This window comes from Candidatus Thiopontia autotrophica (assembly GCF_982804495.1).
On sequence record NZ_CEYDPX010000001.1, the window covers coordinates 32,160 to 48,163 of the forward strand.

A 16,004-nucleotide genomic window follows, 5' to 3' on the forward strand; every position below is an offset into this window, starting at 1 on the left:
TTTTCCGGTGACCGTTTGACCATCAATAAGTTGGCATAAAAAGGGTGAACTATTCATCATGGCTCCAGCTGTTGACTGTTGGGTTTGAGCCAACTGCACCGGACAGCACCATCGTTAACTGTTGACGTGCTCCGGATGAAGAGTGAGCCCCGTCGCTGATTACAGTATAGATGCTGGATGATTCGGTAACGGATGCACTAAATTCACCATCTCCAACTGTTCCAGAAATAGTAGCGACCACCTGATTGTTGGCATGGTTTTCAATCGCCTGTTGTAGTCCTGCCTCAGCGGCATGAAATGCTGCTACTCCATAACGGAAGTTTGATGCCATCTTCTCTTCAAGTTGTGCAGATTGCATCGCCCCCAACCCAAGCATACTCATCAGGGTCAACAGCAACAGACTGATAACCAGAGTGCTTCCCCTGTATATGGGGCTGGAGGGTGATCTAGGTAGTGAGTATGGCACGTCTGGTATATGGTTTTACTGGATGAAAAATAGGTTATGATTCTGCGGATGAGAGATGGATTCAGGTTCAAGAGTATCACATGCGAGAACTGATTCTGGGCGGCACCCGCTCAGGAAAAAGTAGCTATGCAGAGCGAGTGGCACTGGATAGAGGAGAGAGCCTTCTCTATCTGGCAACTGCGACTGCCGGTGATGGTGAGATGAAAAACAGGATCGTTCACCACCAGCAGAGCCGATCACCTGAGTGGGAGTTGATAGAAGAGCCAATACGGCTCTCATCAGTATTGCTACAGGAGGCCAGGGATGGGCGTACCATCCTGGTTGAGTGTCTAACCTTATGGTTAACCAATTTGCTTCTGCAGGAAGACGAAATGGTGTTGGAGCAAGAGGTCAGTTTACTTGTAAAGACTCTTCCAGAACTGCCGGGAACCACACTGCTGGTTGGTAACGAGACCGGTATGGGGGTGGTGCCGATGGATGCACTGACACGAAAATATTGTGATGAAGCAGGAAGGCTTCACCAAAAACTGGCAGCTATCTGCGATAGAGTAACTCTGGTAGTTGCCGGTCTGCCACAAACATTAAAGGGATAAAGATGGGTAATAACTGGTGGGAGTCTCCGGTTCAGCAGGTTGACAGGCAGTCCGAAAAACAGGCGGAAGAGCGCCAGCTACAGCTGACCAAACCACCTGGTGCACTGGGTCGACTGGAATCTCTGGCAATCAGATTGGCATCAATGCAGGGGAGGGTAAAACCCGCAATTAAGAACCCATTCATCACCATCTTTGCTGCAGACCATGGGGTGGCGGAGATGGGGGTGTCAGCCTTTCCGCAAGAGGTGACGGCAGAGATGGTACGTAACTTCTCGCGTGGAGGGGCAGCAATTAGTGTCTTGGCAAACAGCCTGGGTGCAACCCTTGAGGTGGTTAATGTGGGGACTGTAGGTTCACTGGAACCACTTGGTGGGGTTGTTGATGCCCGAATATCATCAGGGACAAAAAATCTTGCCCAGGCGCCGGCAATGGATAGAGGTGAGCTGGAGCGTGCCCTTGGGGTGGGGAGAGAGGCAGTGGAGCGTGCGGCCGGACAGGGGGCAGATATCTACATAGGTGGCGAGATGGGGATAGCCAACACCACATCAGCTTCTGCGGTAGCGGCCGCACTACTTGGAGAGCGTGGCGCATCCGTTGTTGGTGCAGGGACCGGACTTGATTCCGCTGGGGTCTCCCGCAAAGGTGAGGTTATAGAGCAGGCGCTTGAACTCCATAAAGACAATCTGGGTAGTCCAATGGATATCCTGCAAAATCTGGGTGGATTTGAGGTTGCTGCTCTGGCAGGCGCATACATCAAGGCGTCACAGTCAGGGGTGCCGGTACTTGTGGATGGTTTCATAACATCGGTTGCGGCACTTGCTGCGGTCAGAATCAATTCAGCTGTCAGGGGGTGGCTAATCTTCTCCCACCGCTCTGCAGAGCAGGGGCATGGCAAGGTACTTGATGCCATGGATGCGAACCCTCTGTTGGATCTGGGGATGAGACTGGGGGAGGGGAGTGGTGCCGCAGTTGCTGTTCCCATCTTGCAGCAGGCGTGTCAGCTGCATGGGGAGATGGCCACCTTTGGCGAGGCAGGGGTCTCTGAGGGGTAGCCCAACTTGACCATGCAGCCGCTCATAATTGCCTTTCAACTGCTAACCAGGATTCCGATTACTGTGGTGGTTGAACCGACGCCACAAAACCGTGGTTACTCTATCCTCTTCTACCCACTGGTGGGGGCAACTATTGGCGGGCTGCTGTTGCTGCTCGCATCCTTGTTACCAACATCTCCTCTGCCACTCCAGGCATCACTGATCCTGGTTCTATGGGTCTTCCTGACTGGAGGGCTCCACCTGGATGGGCTGGCTGACAGTGCCGACGCATGGGTTGGTGGAATGGGAAATCGAGAGCGGATGTTGGAGATAATGAAAGATCCAACATCGGGCCCTATGGGGGTGATATCAATTGTTCTGCTGCTACTGGTCAAGTGGAGCGCAATCATGGCGCTACTGGAAGGTGGAGAGTGGATGATGTTGATCTGGCCACCTATTCTGGCCAGAACAGCCCTGATTACACTTTTCCAGACCACCAAATACATTCGTCCAGGCGGGATGGGTGATGGTATCTCATCCAATATTCCTCGTCTGTTGGGGGTATTGGTACAGATTGCAGTATTGGGTACTGCCCTGTTTTATGGCGTGTCGTGGATTACACTGTTGATTGTCGCTACTGCACTGCTACTGTTTCGTTGGATGATAGTTAAACAGCTAGGTGGAGTAACCGGGGATATAGCCGGGGCAATGGTTGAGAAGATGGAGGCGCTGTTGTTGCTGCTGTTGATTGTTGAATAAGTTAATAGCCTGAACAAACCGGGATCTCACCATACTTACCGTCTATCTTGCTGGACGGTTCCAGAAGTTACAAATCTAATAACCCATCCAGTTTCAGGTGCTCCTCCATCTCGTCAGCAAGTCTGTTCAGGCTCTCTTCTCTGAGTTGCTCAATGTTTAGTGAATGAGAGCTATCATCCATTCCTGCCCATCTGAGTAGCGACTCTGACGCCTCAGGGTGGTCAAATAATCCATGGATATAGCACCCTGCAACCTGATTATCATCCGAGATGGCGCCATCTGCATCACCACCTCGTAACCTGACTAGTGGCTGTTTAAGAGCCTCTCCGGTTGTTATTCCGGCATGGATCTCGTAGCCCTTAACAGTGGCTGTTGACGGGGTATCTCCAGCTGCTAGCGTCAGGTTGCCGGTTATATTTTTTAGCTGCTTCTCTGGCTTCAGCTCGGTCTCCATCTGGAGCAGTCCAAGCCCCGCTGTTGTCCCCGGTTCACCCTCTATCCCATCAGGGTCATTGATCTTCTCTCCCAACATCTGGAAGCCACCACAGATCCCGATCACCTTGCCGCCGTAGCGTATGTGTTTCTGGATGGCAGACTCCCACCCCTGTTCACGAAGCCACTGCAGATCGGAACGAACGCTCTTGCTACCGGGCAGAATAATAAGATCAGCCGGAGGAGGGGTGATATTGGGAGGAATAATTTGCAGGTCTATCTCAGGATTGTGGCGCAGAGGATCAAGATCTGTATGGTTGCTGATTCTCGGTAGTGCGGGGATGATGACATTCAGCTTGCTTACGTCGTTAGTGGTCTGATCTCGCTGTAGTGCATCCTCTGCATCGAGGTGGAGCCCATGTAGATATGGCAGTACTCCAATCACCGGTTTTCCTGTTCGCTCTTCTAGCCACTCTATGCCTGGTTGCAGTAGTGAGATATCTCCACGAAAGCGGTTGATGATGAATCCCCTGATTCGATCCAGTTCACTTTTTGAGAGAAGCTCAAGGGTCCCAACAATATGGGCAAATACTCCGCCACGATCTATATCGGCTACCAGTAGAACGGGGCAGTCAATAGCCTCGGCAAAACCCATGTTGGCAATATCGTTCTCTCTGAGGTTTATCTCCGCAGGGCTACCAGCCCCCTCGACAATGATGGCCTGATATTTGTCGGCAAGTCGCCTGTGTGCTTCTACAACCTCATTCAATAATTCAGGTTTGAGTTGGTGGTAGCTACGGGCATCACGGTTCCCAATTGCTCTGCCGTGAAGGATAACCTGTGCGCCCATATCGGTAGTCGGCTTGAGCAGGATTGGGTTCATATCAGTTGTTGCAGGTACCCCAGCTGCGACTGCCTGAAGGGCCTGGGCACGACCAATCTCACCACCATCAATAGCTACAGCGCTGTTAAGGGCCATATTCTGGGGCTTGAAGGGGGCAACAGATCGACCCTTGCGATGGAGCAGGCGACAGAGGCCGGCAGTAATGATGCTTTTTCCGGCATCTGAGGTTGTACCTTGAATCATTATGGTGAAATTCATCTCTGCTCATTATACGATAGCCGAATGTTAGAGATTGCCATCATTGTCACAATCGCATTTCTGCTTGATATGTTGCTTGGCGAGCCGAAAAAATTTCACCCTCTGGTAGGGTTCGGGTGGATTGCCAGTAGAGTGGAGAAGATTCTGTTCAGAGGTGAGGAGCGCTCAACTCGGGTTTGTGGTGTGGTTGGATGGATTGCAATGGTAATGCCGGTAATGTTTTTGGCGCTGTTGTCACAATATCTGGATGGTTACTGGAGTATGGCGATACAGGTTGCCGGACTCTACCTTGTGATGGGGGGGCGCAGTCTTGTCTCTCACGCCATGTTGGTTGGAAACGCCCTGGATAACCAGAATCTGCCGGTGGCCCAAGAGCGTGTAGGATGGATTGTAAGCAGGGATACAGACCAACTTGATGAGAGTGGTGTAGTAGCTGCAACTGTGGAGTCAGTTCTGGAGAACGGCAATGATGCAATTTTTGGGGCAATCTTCTGGTTTGTGGTTGCCGGCCTGCCTGGAGCTCTTCTGTTTAGGGCAGTTAATACTCTGGACGCAATGTGGGGTTACAAGAGTGAGAGATTTCTCGGTTTTGGATGGTTCTCGGCAAGAGTTGATGATTTGATGAACTGGATTCCATCACGTCTTACGGCTGTGAGTTATGCTCTTTTGGGAGACAGATCCACTGCACTCTCAAGCTGGAAGGAGCAGGCGGCACTCTGTAAAAGTCCTAATGCAGGGGCAGTAATGTCTTCCGGTGCTGGTGCATTGAAACTCCAGCTTGGAGGAAAATCCAGCTATCACGGAAAGATTGAGGAGAAGCCTATGCTCGGGGCTGGCAGGGTAGCAGAGCGAGAAGATATCTGTCGCACCCTCTCCCTGGTAAATAGAAGTGTAATATTGTGGATTGCAGTTTTGTGGACCATAGCCACCTTTACAGAGATTTTTAGATTGTATGGATAGAGCAAACCATCCTCAGCATGGAGGCAACAGACGCTACTGGGCAGAGCGCTATGGTTTTCATGAGAGTGAGATGGTGGATCTCTCTACCGGGATAAACCCACATGGCTGGAGTGTTCCTGCTATTCCGGCAGAAGTCTGGCAACGTCTGCCTGAATCAGATACAGATCTACTAAAAATTGCGGCTGACTATTATGGAACAGAGACATTGCTGCCAGTTGCAGGTTCTCAGGCGGCCATCCAGACACTCCCGAGGTTGAGAACATTTAGCCGGGTTGCCGTTCTGGATCCATCATATTCGGAGCATATGAGAGGGTGGGAATTGGCGGGTCATGAGGTCTTGAAAATAGGCAGTGACCAAATTGAATCATTACTCCCAGGCCTTGATGTGCTAGTGCTGGTAAATCCAAATAACCCGACAGGTGAGCTGTTCTCACGAGAGGAGTTGCTGAGATGGCATCAGCAACTGGCAGATCGTGGAGGTTGGCTGGTTGTGGATGAGGCATTTATGGATGCCACCCCTGAACATAGTCTCTGTATGCTTGACAGACCAAGAACGGGGTTAATTATTCTGCGTTCACTTGGAAAGTTTTTTGGTCTTGCCGGGATTCGTTCAGGTTTTGTCTTTGCCACACCAATTTTTCTGGAGAGGATGGAGAGATTGCTGGGCCCATGGTCACTTAGCCATCCCGCCCAATGGGCAACAAAACAGGTTCTCTGTGACCACTCTTGGCAGAGTGAGATGAGAGACAGGCTTGTTGTCGAGAGTGGGCGTTTGTCTGAGTTGCTCAGATCTGCTGGTCTCAGTCCAGAAGGCGGCAGCTCACTTTTCCAGTGGCTGACAACCCCCCAGGCGGCAGCTATCACAAACAGTCTGGCTGAACAGGGGGTTCTGATACGCCTGTTTAAGGAGAGTTCCTCTATCCGCTTTGGTCTTCCTGGCAGCGCGAATGAGTGGGAGCGCCTTGAGAGTGCGCTATCCGGGGCCGAACTGTTACGTGATGTCGCTTAGGAACCTTAATAAATCATCCACGTGCAAGCTGGAGTTTTTCTGGTGAGAGAGGTTAAGTGCAGAATCGGGATTGATCTTGGAGGCACAAAAATAGAGGCCATAGTCATCGGCCGCAGCGGTGAGGAGCTGGTTCGCCAGCGGGTCTCTACACCACAAGGTGACTATAGAGGAACAGTCGAGGCAATTCGTGACCTTGTGGAGTCAGTTGAACAGCAGAGCGGTCTTTACGGCTCGGTTGGTGTTGGTATTCCTGGTACGGTATCACCAGCTACAGGGCTAGTAAAGAATGCCAACTCTACTGCATTGATTGGCAATCTTCTGGATAGAGATCTTGAAGAGATCTTGGCACGACCTGTCAGGCTGGCCAATGATGCAAACTGTTTTGCCCTCTCCGAGGCTGTGGATGGCGCGGCCGTGGGAGCTGATAATATGTTCGGAGTGATTCTGGGGACAGGTGTAGGAGGGGGGATTGTTATAAATGGTCGGGTTGTGACCGGAGTCAATGCAGTTGCTGGAGAGTGGGGCCATAATCCTCTCCCATGGCCAAAAAAATCGGAACTTCCTGGGCCAGAATGTTATTGCGGAAAAACTGGTTGTATAGAGACATTTCTCTCTGGACCTGCTCTACAGATGAGTTATTATCGAACAGCAGGAGTCACATTATCGGCAGATGAAATTGCTGATAGAGCACAACAGGGAGAGCATGATGCAAACATGGTCATGGAAAAATATGAACATCAACTGGCACGAGGGCTTGCAACGGTGATTAATCTAATGGATCCAGAAGTTATTGTTCTTGGCGGAGGTCTCTCAAATATTGATCGCCTCTATCCCAACGTAAAAAACCTCTGGGGAGAGTATGTCTTTTCTGATGAGGTCAGAACCGATCTCATGAAAGCCAAGCATGGCGACTCAAGCGGTGTACGTGGTGCTGCCTGGCTCTGGTCTGATAAAGAGATATGGGAAGACCAGGAAGGTGGCGAGTAGGAGTGTCTGATCAGAACCTGAAAAGCCTGAAGATGCTTGATCAGGTTCTGGAAAATGAGCCCGGAGTTCTGCTCTACTTCAGTACCCCGCAGTGCAATGTCTGCAAGGTACTCCGTCCCAAATTGATGGAGCTGTTTGAGCAGAACTACCCAGAGATCGGCCGCTACTACATCGACTCCACCGAGACTCCGGAGATCTCCGGCCAGTACTCGGTTTTTGCAGTTCCCACCATCATCATCTTTCTCGATGGCAAGGAGTTTGCACGTAAATCCCGTAACTTCAGCCCTGCTGAATTGGTTGAGGAGATCCGTCGTCCCTGGGAGATTATGAACTCCTGACGGACACAAGTAGCCCCCTGCCATCTTGGTTTAGAGGTTGTACATCCCAGGAAACAGCAGAATTGACCCCAGAACCGCAATCTGGATCAGAATAAACGGCGCCACTCCGCGATAAATATCTGTGGTCTGAATTTCCGGCGGTGCTACCCCTTTCAGATAGAAGAGGCTGAACCCGAATGGTGGGGTCAGGAAAGAGGTCTGCAGATTCATCGCAATCAGGATTGCATACCAGAGCAGGGGGATTCCAAGAATCTCTGCAATAGGTAGCAGTATGGGAACCACGATAAAAGCGATCTCTACAAAGTCGATGAAGAATCCCAGAATCAGGATGAAGAGCATGGAGAAGATCAGAAATCCCCACTTCTCCCCGGGCAACTGAAGTAGATACTCCTCAACAACTAGATCTCCTCCGGTATAGGTGAAGGCCATCGAGAAGGCGGTGGCCCCGATCAGGATTGCAAAGACCATAGCGGTGATCTTGACCGTCTCCTCGGCGCTTTCAAGTAGTGCACCAAAAGAGAATTTTCGATAGAAGATGGAGAGCAGGATGGCTCCAACCCCTCCAACCGCAGAGGACTCAGTAGGGGTGGCAATACCGGCAAAGATCGACCCCAGTACCACAATGATCAGAATCATCGGAGGGATAATCGCCTTCATCGCATCGAGATACTGTTTCCGGCGGCTGGTTACCCCATCTTCCGTAAACGGAATCGCCGGAGCACTCTCCTCAACCAGATGGGTATAGAGCAGTACATAGAGGATATAAAACCCCACCAGCACCAACCCCGGAATGACAGCAGCCCTGAAGAGATCTCCAACCGGAATGCCCATTACATCACCAAGAATAATGAGGATGATAGATGGGGGGATGATCTGCCCCAAGGTGCCTGAGGCACAGATCACTCCACAACTCAGGGGGCGGTTATAGTGGTACTTGAGCATCACCGGAAGGGATATCACCCCCATCGCCACCACACTGGCCCCCACTACACCGGTCGATGCGGCCAGTAGAGTTCCAACCAGTATGGTTGAGATTGCCAACCCGCCAGAGACCTTGCCAAATAGCCTGGCCATAGACTCCAGCAGCTGCTCCGCCAGCTCCGTCTTCTGCAACATGATCCCCATAAAGATGAAGAGGGGAACCGCCATCAGGGTCGAGTTCTCCATGATCGACTGGATCCGGAAGGGCATAAAGGCAAAAATCTGAATACCTTCTGAGAGGACTCCAAAAATCATGGCAATGCCACCAAAGGTGAAAGCAACGGGGAATCCGAACAGCAGCATCAGCAGTGCAGTCAGGAACATCAGAATTCCAATCATGCCCCGCCCTCCTGCCCCAACCGCCAGCTCCGTAGCATAAAGCCAACACTGCTGATTAGCAGCAACAGGAATGAGAGTGGAATCATGGCCTTGATCAGCCAGCGATAGGGGAGACCGCCAGGGTCCCCACTGCTCTCTCCCAGCTGATATGACTCTGCAACAAAGCCCATACCATACCAGGTGATAAGCAGACAGAAGGGGATCAATAGGAAAATCGTACCGACGATATCAATCTGGCTACGCCGCTTTGCAGAGAGCTGGTCGTAGATCAGATCCACCCGAACATGCCCATCCTGCGACATGGTGTAGGAGATCCCCAACAGAAAGAGCGAGGCATAGAGATGCCACTCCAACTCCTGCATTCCGATGGAGACATCATTGAGCAGGTAGCGCATCACCACATCGTAGAAGACGTTTGCTAGCAACAGCAACAGCAGAACAGCTGAGACCCTGCCAATACCCTGTGAGAGGCGCTGGATACGGGATTCGATCAGTTCAAGTGGTGGCATAGGGAGGGGATGATACCAGAGAACAATATAGGTCTTGTCTCCACCTATACATCCGGGGATGCGGAGTTAGATCACCCCTGCTTTGTTTGTATTGGCGCCAACGTCCTTCTGAGTTGACTTCGGCATCCCAGGTCTCTTTTCTTTCTGCATCTATACCCTTTTCAACGCCACCAGTGTTGATGACGGCATACTCAAAAATGGTTTACAATATAAACTATGAACAACAAAACGCTGGCTCAAGCAAACTCTTATCTGACACAGAAAAAGGCGGTAAGTCGCCGTGTGCGCAGCCTCGCCAGCTCCACTGCAATTGAGACAGGCGTGTCGATTCAGATATTGGAAAAGAGGGTTAAACATCTTCGTGCCTCAAAACATCGGGTAGCACTTGCCTGACCAACTCCTTCATCGGCTCAACATCATCCAACCCCGCCTGAATCGCTGAAAAGTATCTCTCCTTCTGCTCATCCCAGAGGGAAAAATCCAGTTCCGGCTTGCACGCCTGCATCGCCATTACATTGGCCAGCAGACGTGATAACCGACCGTTACCTTCACGAAAAGGGTGAATCAGAATAAGTTCGATATGAACCACTGCAATGGCCTCAATCAGCTGCTCATCGGTCATACTTGCACATGGGGTGTAACGGGATAGATAGTCGCGCTCCAGCAAATCCATTAGTCGGGCAACCTGCCCAGCTGCAGCAAACTGAAATGCATCTTTGCCAATATTTACCGTTCGACACTCTCCAGCCCAAACATAGACATTGCCCAGCCAGCGATGGTGCCACGCCTTGAGATTGGCAATGGAAATCTGCTGATCAACCTCTACCTGCTCTGGAATCTCATCGTACAGTTGAATCAGTAGATCCAACTCAACCTCATCCATCTCATCCGTCTGGTTGATGCCCAGCTTGTTTCTCAAAACCAGGCCATTCGACCCAGGCTCAAACTCAGCCTCCGGGTTGCCGGCAGCATCATAGCGATCAGCATTCATGAACTGGCTCTCCTCGTGCTTGTTCTGTTTTTCTTCACTCTCTTCTTTGCTGTCTTGGCCTTTTTGGTCCTGGCTGCCGCCTCTTCTTTTTCTTTGGCTATGCGGTCTAATAGGGCTGTGGCTGGTTCATCATTGGGATCTTGTGGAGCAAACTGACCGGAGAAGGCTTTTTGTAACCCGTCAATTCTATTTAGGCGGCCCCTTTTCTTTGGTTGTTGCAAGCCGGTTACTGCAATGCCTCCATGGTCTCGTAGTAGCTCTGGTCTGAGATCTTGGTCCAGGCTCGTGCCTTTTTCAGATAGGCAGCCTGTGATTCGATAATCTCTCTGGCAAGAGAGTCCTCAGCAGCGCGCTCGGCAATCAGCTCGTCATTGGCGCTCTTCATTGCCTGCAGTACCTCAGCAGGGAATGACTTAACCTGAATGTTTGGGTATTCACTCTTCATCGAGGCCCAGTTCTCTGCGCTCTCATGGTAGGAGTGGGTGTACATGTCATATGCCGCTACCCGCATTGCTACGCGCAGGATTTCTTGGATATCGGCAGGGAGGGAGTCCCATTTCTCCTTATTAAACATGAACTGTAGCTCGGAGCCTGGCTCATGCCATCCAGTATAGTAGTAGGGGGCAATCTTGTGGAATCCCATCCGCAGATCAAGAGAGGGACCAACCCACTCTAACGCATCAATGGTGCCACGCTCCAGTGCTGTATAGAGCTCACCTGCAGGGATATTGGTCGGTTTTGCCCCAACCTTTGCCAGCACCTCGCCGGCAAATCCTGGAATTCTCATCTTCAGCCCCTGAAGATCCTCAATGGAGTTGATCTCCTTCTGGAACCAGCCACCCATCTGATTTCCGGTGTTGCCTCCGGGAAAGGAGACCAGGTTGTGGGGTGCGTAGACCTTCTGGGTTAGATCAAATCCGCCACCATGGTAGAACCAGGCATACTGCTCCACGGCAGTCATCCCGAAAGGCATGGATGTGAAGTAGAGGGTATTCGGAACTTTTCCTTTCCAGTAGTAGGAGCCAGAGTGGCCCATGTCATACTGACCAGATTTCACCATATCGAAAATTCCAAGCGGTGCCTTGTGCTTGTTCTTGGAGTCGATGGTGATGTTGATGCGTCCTTTGGACATCTTGTTGGCCATTGTAGCCATGCTGTGGATTGCATCACCGAAGATTGGGAATTTGGTGGGCCAGGTGTGTGCAAGGCGCAGGGTGTAGGTTTTTAATGGTTCGGTAGAGGATGTTGTCTCACTCTTTTTGTCCTCACCGCACCCTGTAAGTGCAATAGAACTGGCCAGCACGATTGTTGCAGCTATTGATTTGCTAAAGATTGCCTTCACGGTTTTCTCCTTTGTTGATTTATTGTGTGTATGAATTTTGCCTTAACCGACCCAGCTGTACCACATTGGCAGGGTAAAAAGAGCCAGGCCGGTAGAGATGGTGGTTGCACCTGCAAAAAGTGCACTGTCCAGCTTGTAACGGTCACAGATCACCATACCAAGAACCATGGTTGGCATTGCCGCCTCCAGAATCACAGCTGTCTGCAGGTCTCCAGATAGCCCAATCGTCTGGCTCATAAGATAGACCATCAGGGGCATAGCCATCAGCTGGATGATTATTGCAGGGAGTAGAAGAGGGAGACGGTTCCAGCGCAGAATGTCCCAACGTAACCCCATGCCCAATGCTAGTAGCATCAATGGGGGCACGGCACTGCCAAGCATATTGAGAACCGTATCGAGCCCTGTGGGAACAGGCACCTGGTATAGATTGAGGGCGATTGCTGCAATGGCAGCCCAGAGAGCCGGGACACTGAATATCTCGACAATAGTGTTGTGGTTTGGCCCTGAGCCATGGCGCTGTGCAATCCATATCCCCAGTGTGAGCAGAAGTGGAGTGTTTGCGAAAAGGTCGTACTGCAGGGCGACACTGCGGTACTCGCTGCCAAAGGTCTGCTCTAGTACTGGTAGCCCCAGATAGGTCACATTTGCCCAGGAGGCGGCAAGTATCATCGCCCCTCGTGCCGGCGAGTTTATCCGTCCCTTACGGTAGATGATTGAGGCAAGAGCTACACTGGTTAAGACGCCGACTGCAGCCATCAGCACAATCTTGAATGAGTCGATACCAAGTGGTGCTTTCCATAGCACATCCAGAACCAGAGACGGGAGTAGCAGCATATAGACCAGCCCGGTAAGTGCCTTGCGGGTAGTATCAGCATCCAGACCCATTGGCTTCAGGGGGCGCCAGAGGGTGCCAGCCAGTAACAATATAGCCATTGGTAAAAGAATGTTCAGCATATTGTCACAGCACTAGAAATATACGGCCCGTACCTGTTTGACCTCAGGGTCATCGACAATACAGTTGTTAAGAGTCTCTGAGAGCTGTTGTGCTCGTGCCATGGACTCGATTGTTCCAAGTGGAATCCATACCTCAAGCTCCAGTTCTCCATTCAGATAGTGGAGAGTGACATCCTTTATGAGCCTGCTCTCAGGGACATCTTTCCAGCACCCTTCCATTCTCTCCATCAATTCGCTACGCATGGAGAGTGCTCGACACGGGGTAACCTCCTCATCATTCTCCGGATCGATATGGATGGTTACATCGGATATGTCCTCAATCTGCTCATAGAGTTTCGACTCTACACGGTCAGCAATATGGTGCCCCTCAGAGACACTTAGCTTGGGGTCTACCAGTATGTGAACATCAATAATGGCATTTGCCCCCATCTTCCTGGTGCGCAGGCGGTGCATTGCACGCACACCCTCAACACCCTGTATTGTCTGTTTGATTGTATCGATCTCCTCCTGCTTGAGTCCGGTATCAATCAGCTCCTCGATGCTCTCCCGGGATAGTTCCACACCAGCCTTGGCAACCATCAGCGATACGCCGATGGCGGCAATTGCATCCAGATACTCGAGACCTGACATGGTCCCCATAACACCAACAAGTACCACGATTGATGAGAGTGCATCACTACGGTGGTGCCATGCATTGGCGCGCAACAGATTGGAGCGAATCTGGGTGGCCACCCTTAGGGTGTAGTGATACAGCCCCTCTTTGGCAAGTATTGATACCAATGCGGCAAACAGCACGATTATCCCGGGGCTGGATAGTTGTTCGGGATGGAACAGACGGTCAATTGCATCTGCTGAAATTCCGATGGCAACAGCAATCAGCAGTATTCCGACAGCCACGGTAATTATGGTCTCGATTCGACCATGTCCATATGGGTGGTTGTCATCTGCATCCTTGCCTCCATGCTTGGTTGCATAGAGAACCATTACATCAGAGATAAGGTCAGATAGTGAGTGAACTCCATCGGCCACCAACGCTTGGGAGTTGCCAATAATCCCGATAACCATCTTGATGATGCTTAATAGAAGGTTGATGACTCCGCCAATCAGGGTGGCGCGGCGTGCCTGTGGGTAACTTGGGTTTAGATTATGCATGGATTGGCTTATGCGCTCTCCTTTATCTTTCTCATCTCGGGCAGTTCAATGTCAGCCTCTGCAGCAATTTGCAGTGCACGATCCAGTCGTGCTGGAGCACTGCGTCCCATACAGTTGTGGTTCAGATCACCCTCAAATGCCTCTACCATACCAGAGATCAGCGCCTCTCTATCCAGAGTCTCACCTGTCAGCCACTCCTGAAGATCGATTACCTCATTGGCGATGATCCGTGTAAATGGTTGATGGTTTTCCCAGAGCTCACCAACTGTCCCACCGGTAACCAGACCGGCAATATTGGTGGTCAGAATGTAGACATTTTTCAGCACCAGCTCCTGAAGCAGTTCCGGTTGAGAACTTAGTACGTTGACTGGAATATCGAGTTCTCCAAGTGCATTGAAAACCCTCTCTGCATGAGGACCAAATACCGGGGAGGGGATGATCACCTTGAAATCCATCCCTCGCTTCTTCTCGAACCAGACGGAAATCACGGTCGGATTTTGCAATCTGTGCTGTTCCCAGTCACGCGGTAGCAGCTCGTTCTGCAGCAGTACCAGACGATCTCTCCATTGGGGCGGAATAGTTTCCAGGACCGGGTGGAGGTCATTCTCGGCCACCGCCACCAGAACCAGCTCCGGATCAGGTATGGATGAGGCGGTCTCATCAATGGAGATTGCCCGGGTAACCGGATGGACTGTGTAGCCGGCTCGCAGGAATCCGCGTGCAAATACGCCACCCATCTCTCCAGCACCAATAAGAATAATGGAATTGTGATTTGTCATATTATGTTGATTGTAAATGAGAAACAGGGTTCGGTTCTACGACAAAGCGTTGTTTGCTTATGAAAAGGAAAATTGACAATTTTTTGATTAGGCCACAAAATGGGAGGCGATTGTTGGTTCTCTTGCTCATTTGTTCAAATAGATCAGGAGTTAAATGGGAAATCGGTGCGCAACTACTGCAATTCCGATACTGCCCCCGCAACGGTAGGTGATTTTGAAGCATTACAGAATACCACTGTCATGAGTTTGGTGATGGGAAGGTGTGATGTGGAGTCGCAAGTCCGGAGACCGGCCAGGGATTGAGTCTTTTCACTCGTACGGGAGAGTACGGTAACAAGGAGTTTTATTTTATGAGTAGTTCATCACATATTGCATCAACACACGGTGCGGTTTCAGAAAACAGTCAACTTCCTGCAGTGGTTGGTGCAGTCCTCCTGGGGCTAACCATCTTGTTTGCGGTTGGGTTTATGCAAGGTCAGGCGGATGTGGCGCACAATGCGGCACACGATACCCGTCACTCATTTGCTTTTCCCTGCCACTGATCTGAAGGAGTTCACAATGTTTCGTAATATGATTTTTTCCGCAGTAGTTGCGGGGGTTCTCGCAGGCCTATTGCTTTCTGCAGTACAGCGTCTTCAGGTTGTACCTATTATCCTTGAGGCTGAGACCTATGAGGTGTCAGAGGAGCCAGGTGCCGCAGTATCAGCAGATGGCCATGCCCATACCCATAGCCATTCACATGATGCTGCCGAGGAAGAGGGGTGGGCGCCCAAGGATGGGGCAGAGCGTACCAGCTATACGGTTTTGGCAAATATTCTGGCAGGGATAGGTTTTTCACTACTGCTGGCAGCAGCCATCATGTTCAAGAACCAGTCCGGTCTGAAGAAAGGCCTGCTCTGGGGGCTTGGTGGATATATAGCCTTCTTTGCTGCACCATCACTAGGACTGTTGCCAGAGATTCCGGGGACTGTTGCTGCTGATCTGGCATCCAGACAGATATGGTGGGGTGCAACGGTAGTGGCCACTATTGCTGGATTGGGTATGCTGGTTTTTGCGGAGAGTATATTAATTAAAGGCATTGGTGTAATTCTGCTGGTTGTACCGCACCTGGTTGGGGCTCCACATCCTGCAGAGTACTCCGGTCTGGCACCTGAGTCACTTGCGGATGCGTTTGTTCAGGCAACTGCTATTGCCAACGGACTGTTCTGGGTTGTGTTGGGAGGGCTGACAGGTCTCTTCCTGCAAAAGATGTCTGCTTCCGAGAGCTAGTTCTGGCTAAA

General features: G+C 51.0%; 18 protein-coding genes and 1 riboswitch. Of the genes, 9 read left to right on the plus strand and 9 right to left on the minus strand.

Features of this window, described 5'->3' with window-relative positions; genetic code table 11:
* Positions 1–49: 49 nt before the first annotated feature.
* Positions 50–466 carry a pilus assembly PilX family protein gene (locus AC3ZFK_RS00245; RefSeq protein WP_487506247.1) on the minus strand — a complete coding sequence of 139 codons (417 nt, stop codon included), beginning with the start codon at positions 464–466 and terminating at the stop codon, positions 50–52.
* Between the two features lie 80 nt (positions 467–546).
* Here AC3ZFK_RS00245 and cobU point away from each other — a divergent pair, with 80 nt between their 5' ends.
* From cobU to AC3ZFK_RS00260, 3 genes are read left to right on the plus strand one after another with little or no spacing between them, the layout of a single operon-like run.
* Positions 547–1,059, plus strand: coding sequence for a bifunctional adenosylcobinamide kinase/adenosylcobinamide-phosphate guanylyltransferase (gene cobU / locus AC3ZFK_RS00250; RefSeq protein ID WP_487506248.1), 513 nt, complete (start codon positions 547–549; stop codon positions 1,057–1,059).
* Positions 1,060–1,061: 2 nt separating this feature from the next.
* Positions 1,062–2,111: a nicotinate-nucleotide--dimethylbenzimidazole phosphoribosyltransferase gene (cobT, locus tag AC3ZFK_RS00255; RefSeq protein WP_487506249.1), complete on the plus strand. Its 1,050-nt coding sequence runs from the start codon at positions 1,062–1,064 to the stop codon at positions 2,109–2,111.
* Between the two features lie 12 nt (positions 2,112–2,123).
* Positions 2,124–2,849, plus strand: a complete 726-nt coding sequence (locus AC3ZFK_RS00260; RefSeq protein WP_487506250.1) for an adenosylcobinamide-GDP ribazoletransferase — start codon at positions 2,124–2,126, stop codon at positions 2,847–2,849.
* A 67-nt stretch (positions 2,850–2,916) separates the two neighbouring features.
* On the opposite strand, the gene AC3ZFK_RS00265 is transcribed toward AC3ZFK_RS00260, so the two are convergent.
* A complete protein-coding gene (locus AC3ZFK_RS00265; RefSeq protein WP_487506251.1) occupies positions 2,917–4,368 on the minus strand; it encodes a cobyric acid synthase in 1,452 nt (483 codons plus the stop codon).
* 39 nt (positions 4,369–4,407) lie between these two features.
* Between AC3ZFK_RS00265 and cbiB the strand changes: the two genes are divergently transcribed.
* Genes cbiB through AC3ZFK_RS00285 form a run of 4 tightly spaced genes read left to right on the plus strand, consistent with a single transcriptional unit; the run spans position 4,408 to position 7,677 of the window.
* A complete protein-coding gene (gene cbiB, locus AC3ZFK_RS00270; RefSeq protein ID WP_487506252.1) occupies positions 4,408–5,343 on the plus strand; it encodes an adenosylcobinamide-phosphate synthase CbiB in 936 nt (311 codons plus the stop codon).
* Entirely contained in the window at positions 5,336–6,352 is a 1,017-nt protein-coding gene (gene cobD / locus AC3ZFK_RS00275; RefSeq protein WP_487506253.1) for a threonine-phosphate decarboxylase CobD, read from the plus strand. The genes cbiB and cobD overlap by 8 nt, the downstream gene beginning before the upstream one ends.
* Positions 6,353–6,394: 42 nt before the next feature.
* On the plus strand, positions 6,395–7,339 hold the full coding sequence (locus AC3ZFK_RS00280) for an ROK family protein (RefSeq protein ID WP_487506254.1): 945 nt from the start codon (positions 6,395–6,397) through the stop codon (positions 7,337–7,339).
* Positions 7,340–7,341: 2 nt separating this feature from the next.
* Entirely contained in the window at positions 7,342–7,677 is a 336-nt protein-coding gene (locus AC3ZFK_RS00285; RefSeq protein WP_487506255.1) for a thioredoxin family protein, read from the plus strand.
* A gap of 30 nt (positions 7,678–7,707) precedes the next feature.
* On the opposite strand, the gene AC3ZFK_RS00290 is transcribed toward AC3ZFK_RS00285, so the two are convergent.
* From AC3ZFK_RS00290 to AC3ZFK_RS00320, 7 genes are all read right to left on the minus strand, one after another.
* Complete coding sequence (locus tag AC3ZFK_RS00290) at positions 7,708–8,997, minus strand: TRAP transporter large permease (protein WP_487506256.1); 1,290 nt, start codon at positions 8,995–8,997, stop codon at positions 7,708–7,710.
* Positions 8,994–9,506 (minus strand): TRAP transporter small permease subunit, encoded by a 513-nt coding sequence (locus AC3ZFK_RS00295; RefSeq protein WP_487506257.1) that lies wholly within the window; start codon positions 9,504–9,506, stop codon positions 8,994–8,996. Before AC3ZFK_RS00295 ends, AC3ZFK_RS00290 begins: the two co-directional genes overlap by 4 nt.
* Positions 9,507–9,855: 349 nt before the next feature.
* Entirely contained in the window at positions 9,856–10,497 is a 642-nt protein-coding gene (locus tag AC3ZFK_RS00300) for a Fic/DOC family protein (protein WP_487506258.1), read from the minus strand.
* A gap of 226 nt (positions 10,498–10,723) precedes the next feature.
* A complete protein-coding gene (locus tag AC3ZFK_RS00305; RefSeq protein WP_487506293.1) occupies positions 10,724–11,803 on the minus strand; it encodes a TRAP transporter substrate-binding protein in 1,080 nt (359 codons plus the stop codon).
* A gap of 78 nt (positions 11,804–11,881) precedes the next feature.
* Positions 11,882–12,793, minus strand: a complete 912-nt coding sequence (locus AC3ZFK_RS00310; RefSeq protein ID WP_487506259.1) for an AEC family transporter — start codon at positions 12,791–12,793, stop codon at positions 11,882–11,884.
* Between the two features lie 12 nt (positions 12,794–12,805).
* Positions 12,806–13,945 carry a cation diffusion facilitator family transporter gene (locus AC3ZFK_RS00315; RefSeq protein WP_487506260.1) on the minus strand — a complete coding sequence of 380 codons (1,140 nt, stop codon included), beginning with the start codon at positions 13,943–13,945 and terminating at the stop codon, positions 12,806–12,808.
* Between the two features lie 8 nt (positions 13,946–13,953).
* Positions 13,954–14,724 carry a ketopantoate reductase family protein gene (locus AC3ZFK_RS00320; RefSeq protein ID WP_487506261.1) on the minus strand — a complete coding sequence of 257 codons (771 nt, stop codon included), beginning with the start codon at positions 14,722–14,724 and terminating at the stop codon, positions 13,954–13,956.
* Positions 14,725–14,821: 97 nt separating this feature from the next.
* A riboswitch (cobalamin riboswitch) is annotated at positions 14,822–15,035 on the plus strand.
* A 39-nt stretch (positions 15,036–15,074) separates the two neighbouring features.
* On the opposite strand from AC3ZFK_RS00320, the gene AC3ZFK_RS00325 reads away from it, so the two are divergent.
* Positions 15,075–15,266, plus strand: a complete 192-nt coding sequence (locus AC3ZFK_RS00325) for a CbtB domain-containing protein (protein ID WP_487506262.1) — start codon at positions 15,075–15,077, stop codon at positions 15,264–15,266.
* Positions 15,267–15,282: 16 nt separating this feature from the next.
* Entirely contained in the window at positions 15,283–15,993 is a 711-nt protein-coding gene (locus AC3ZFK_RS00330; RefSeq protein WP_487506263.1) for a CbtA family protein, read from the plus strand.
* Positions 15,994–16,004 lie beyond the last annotated feature (11 nt).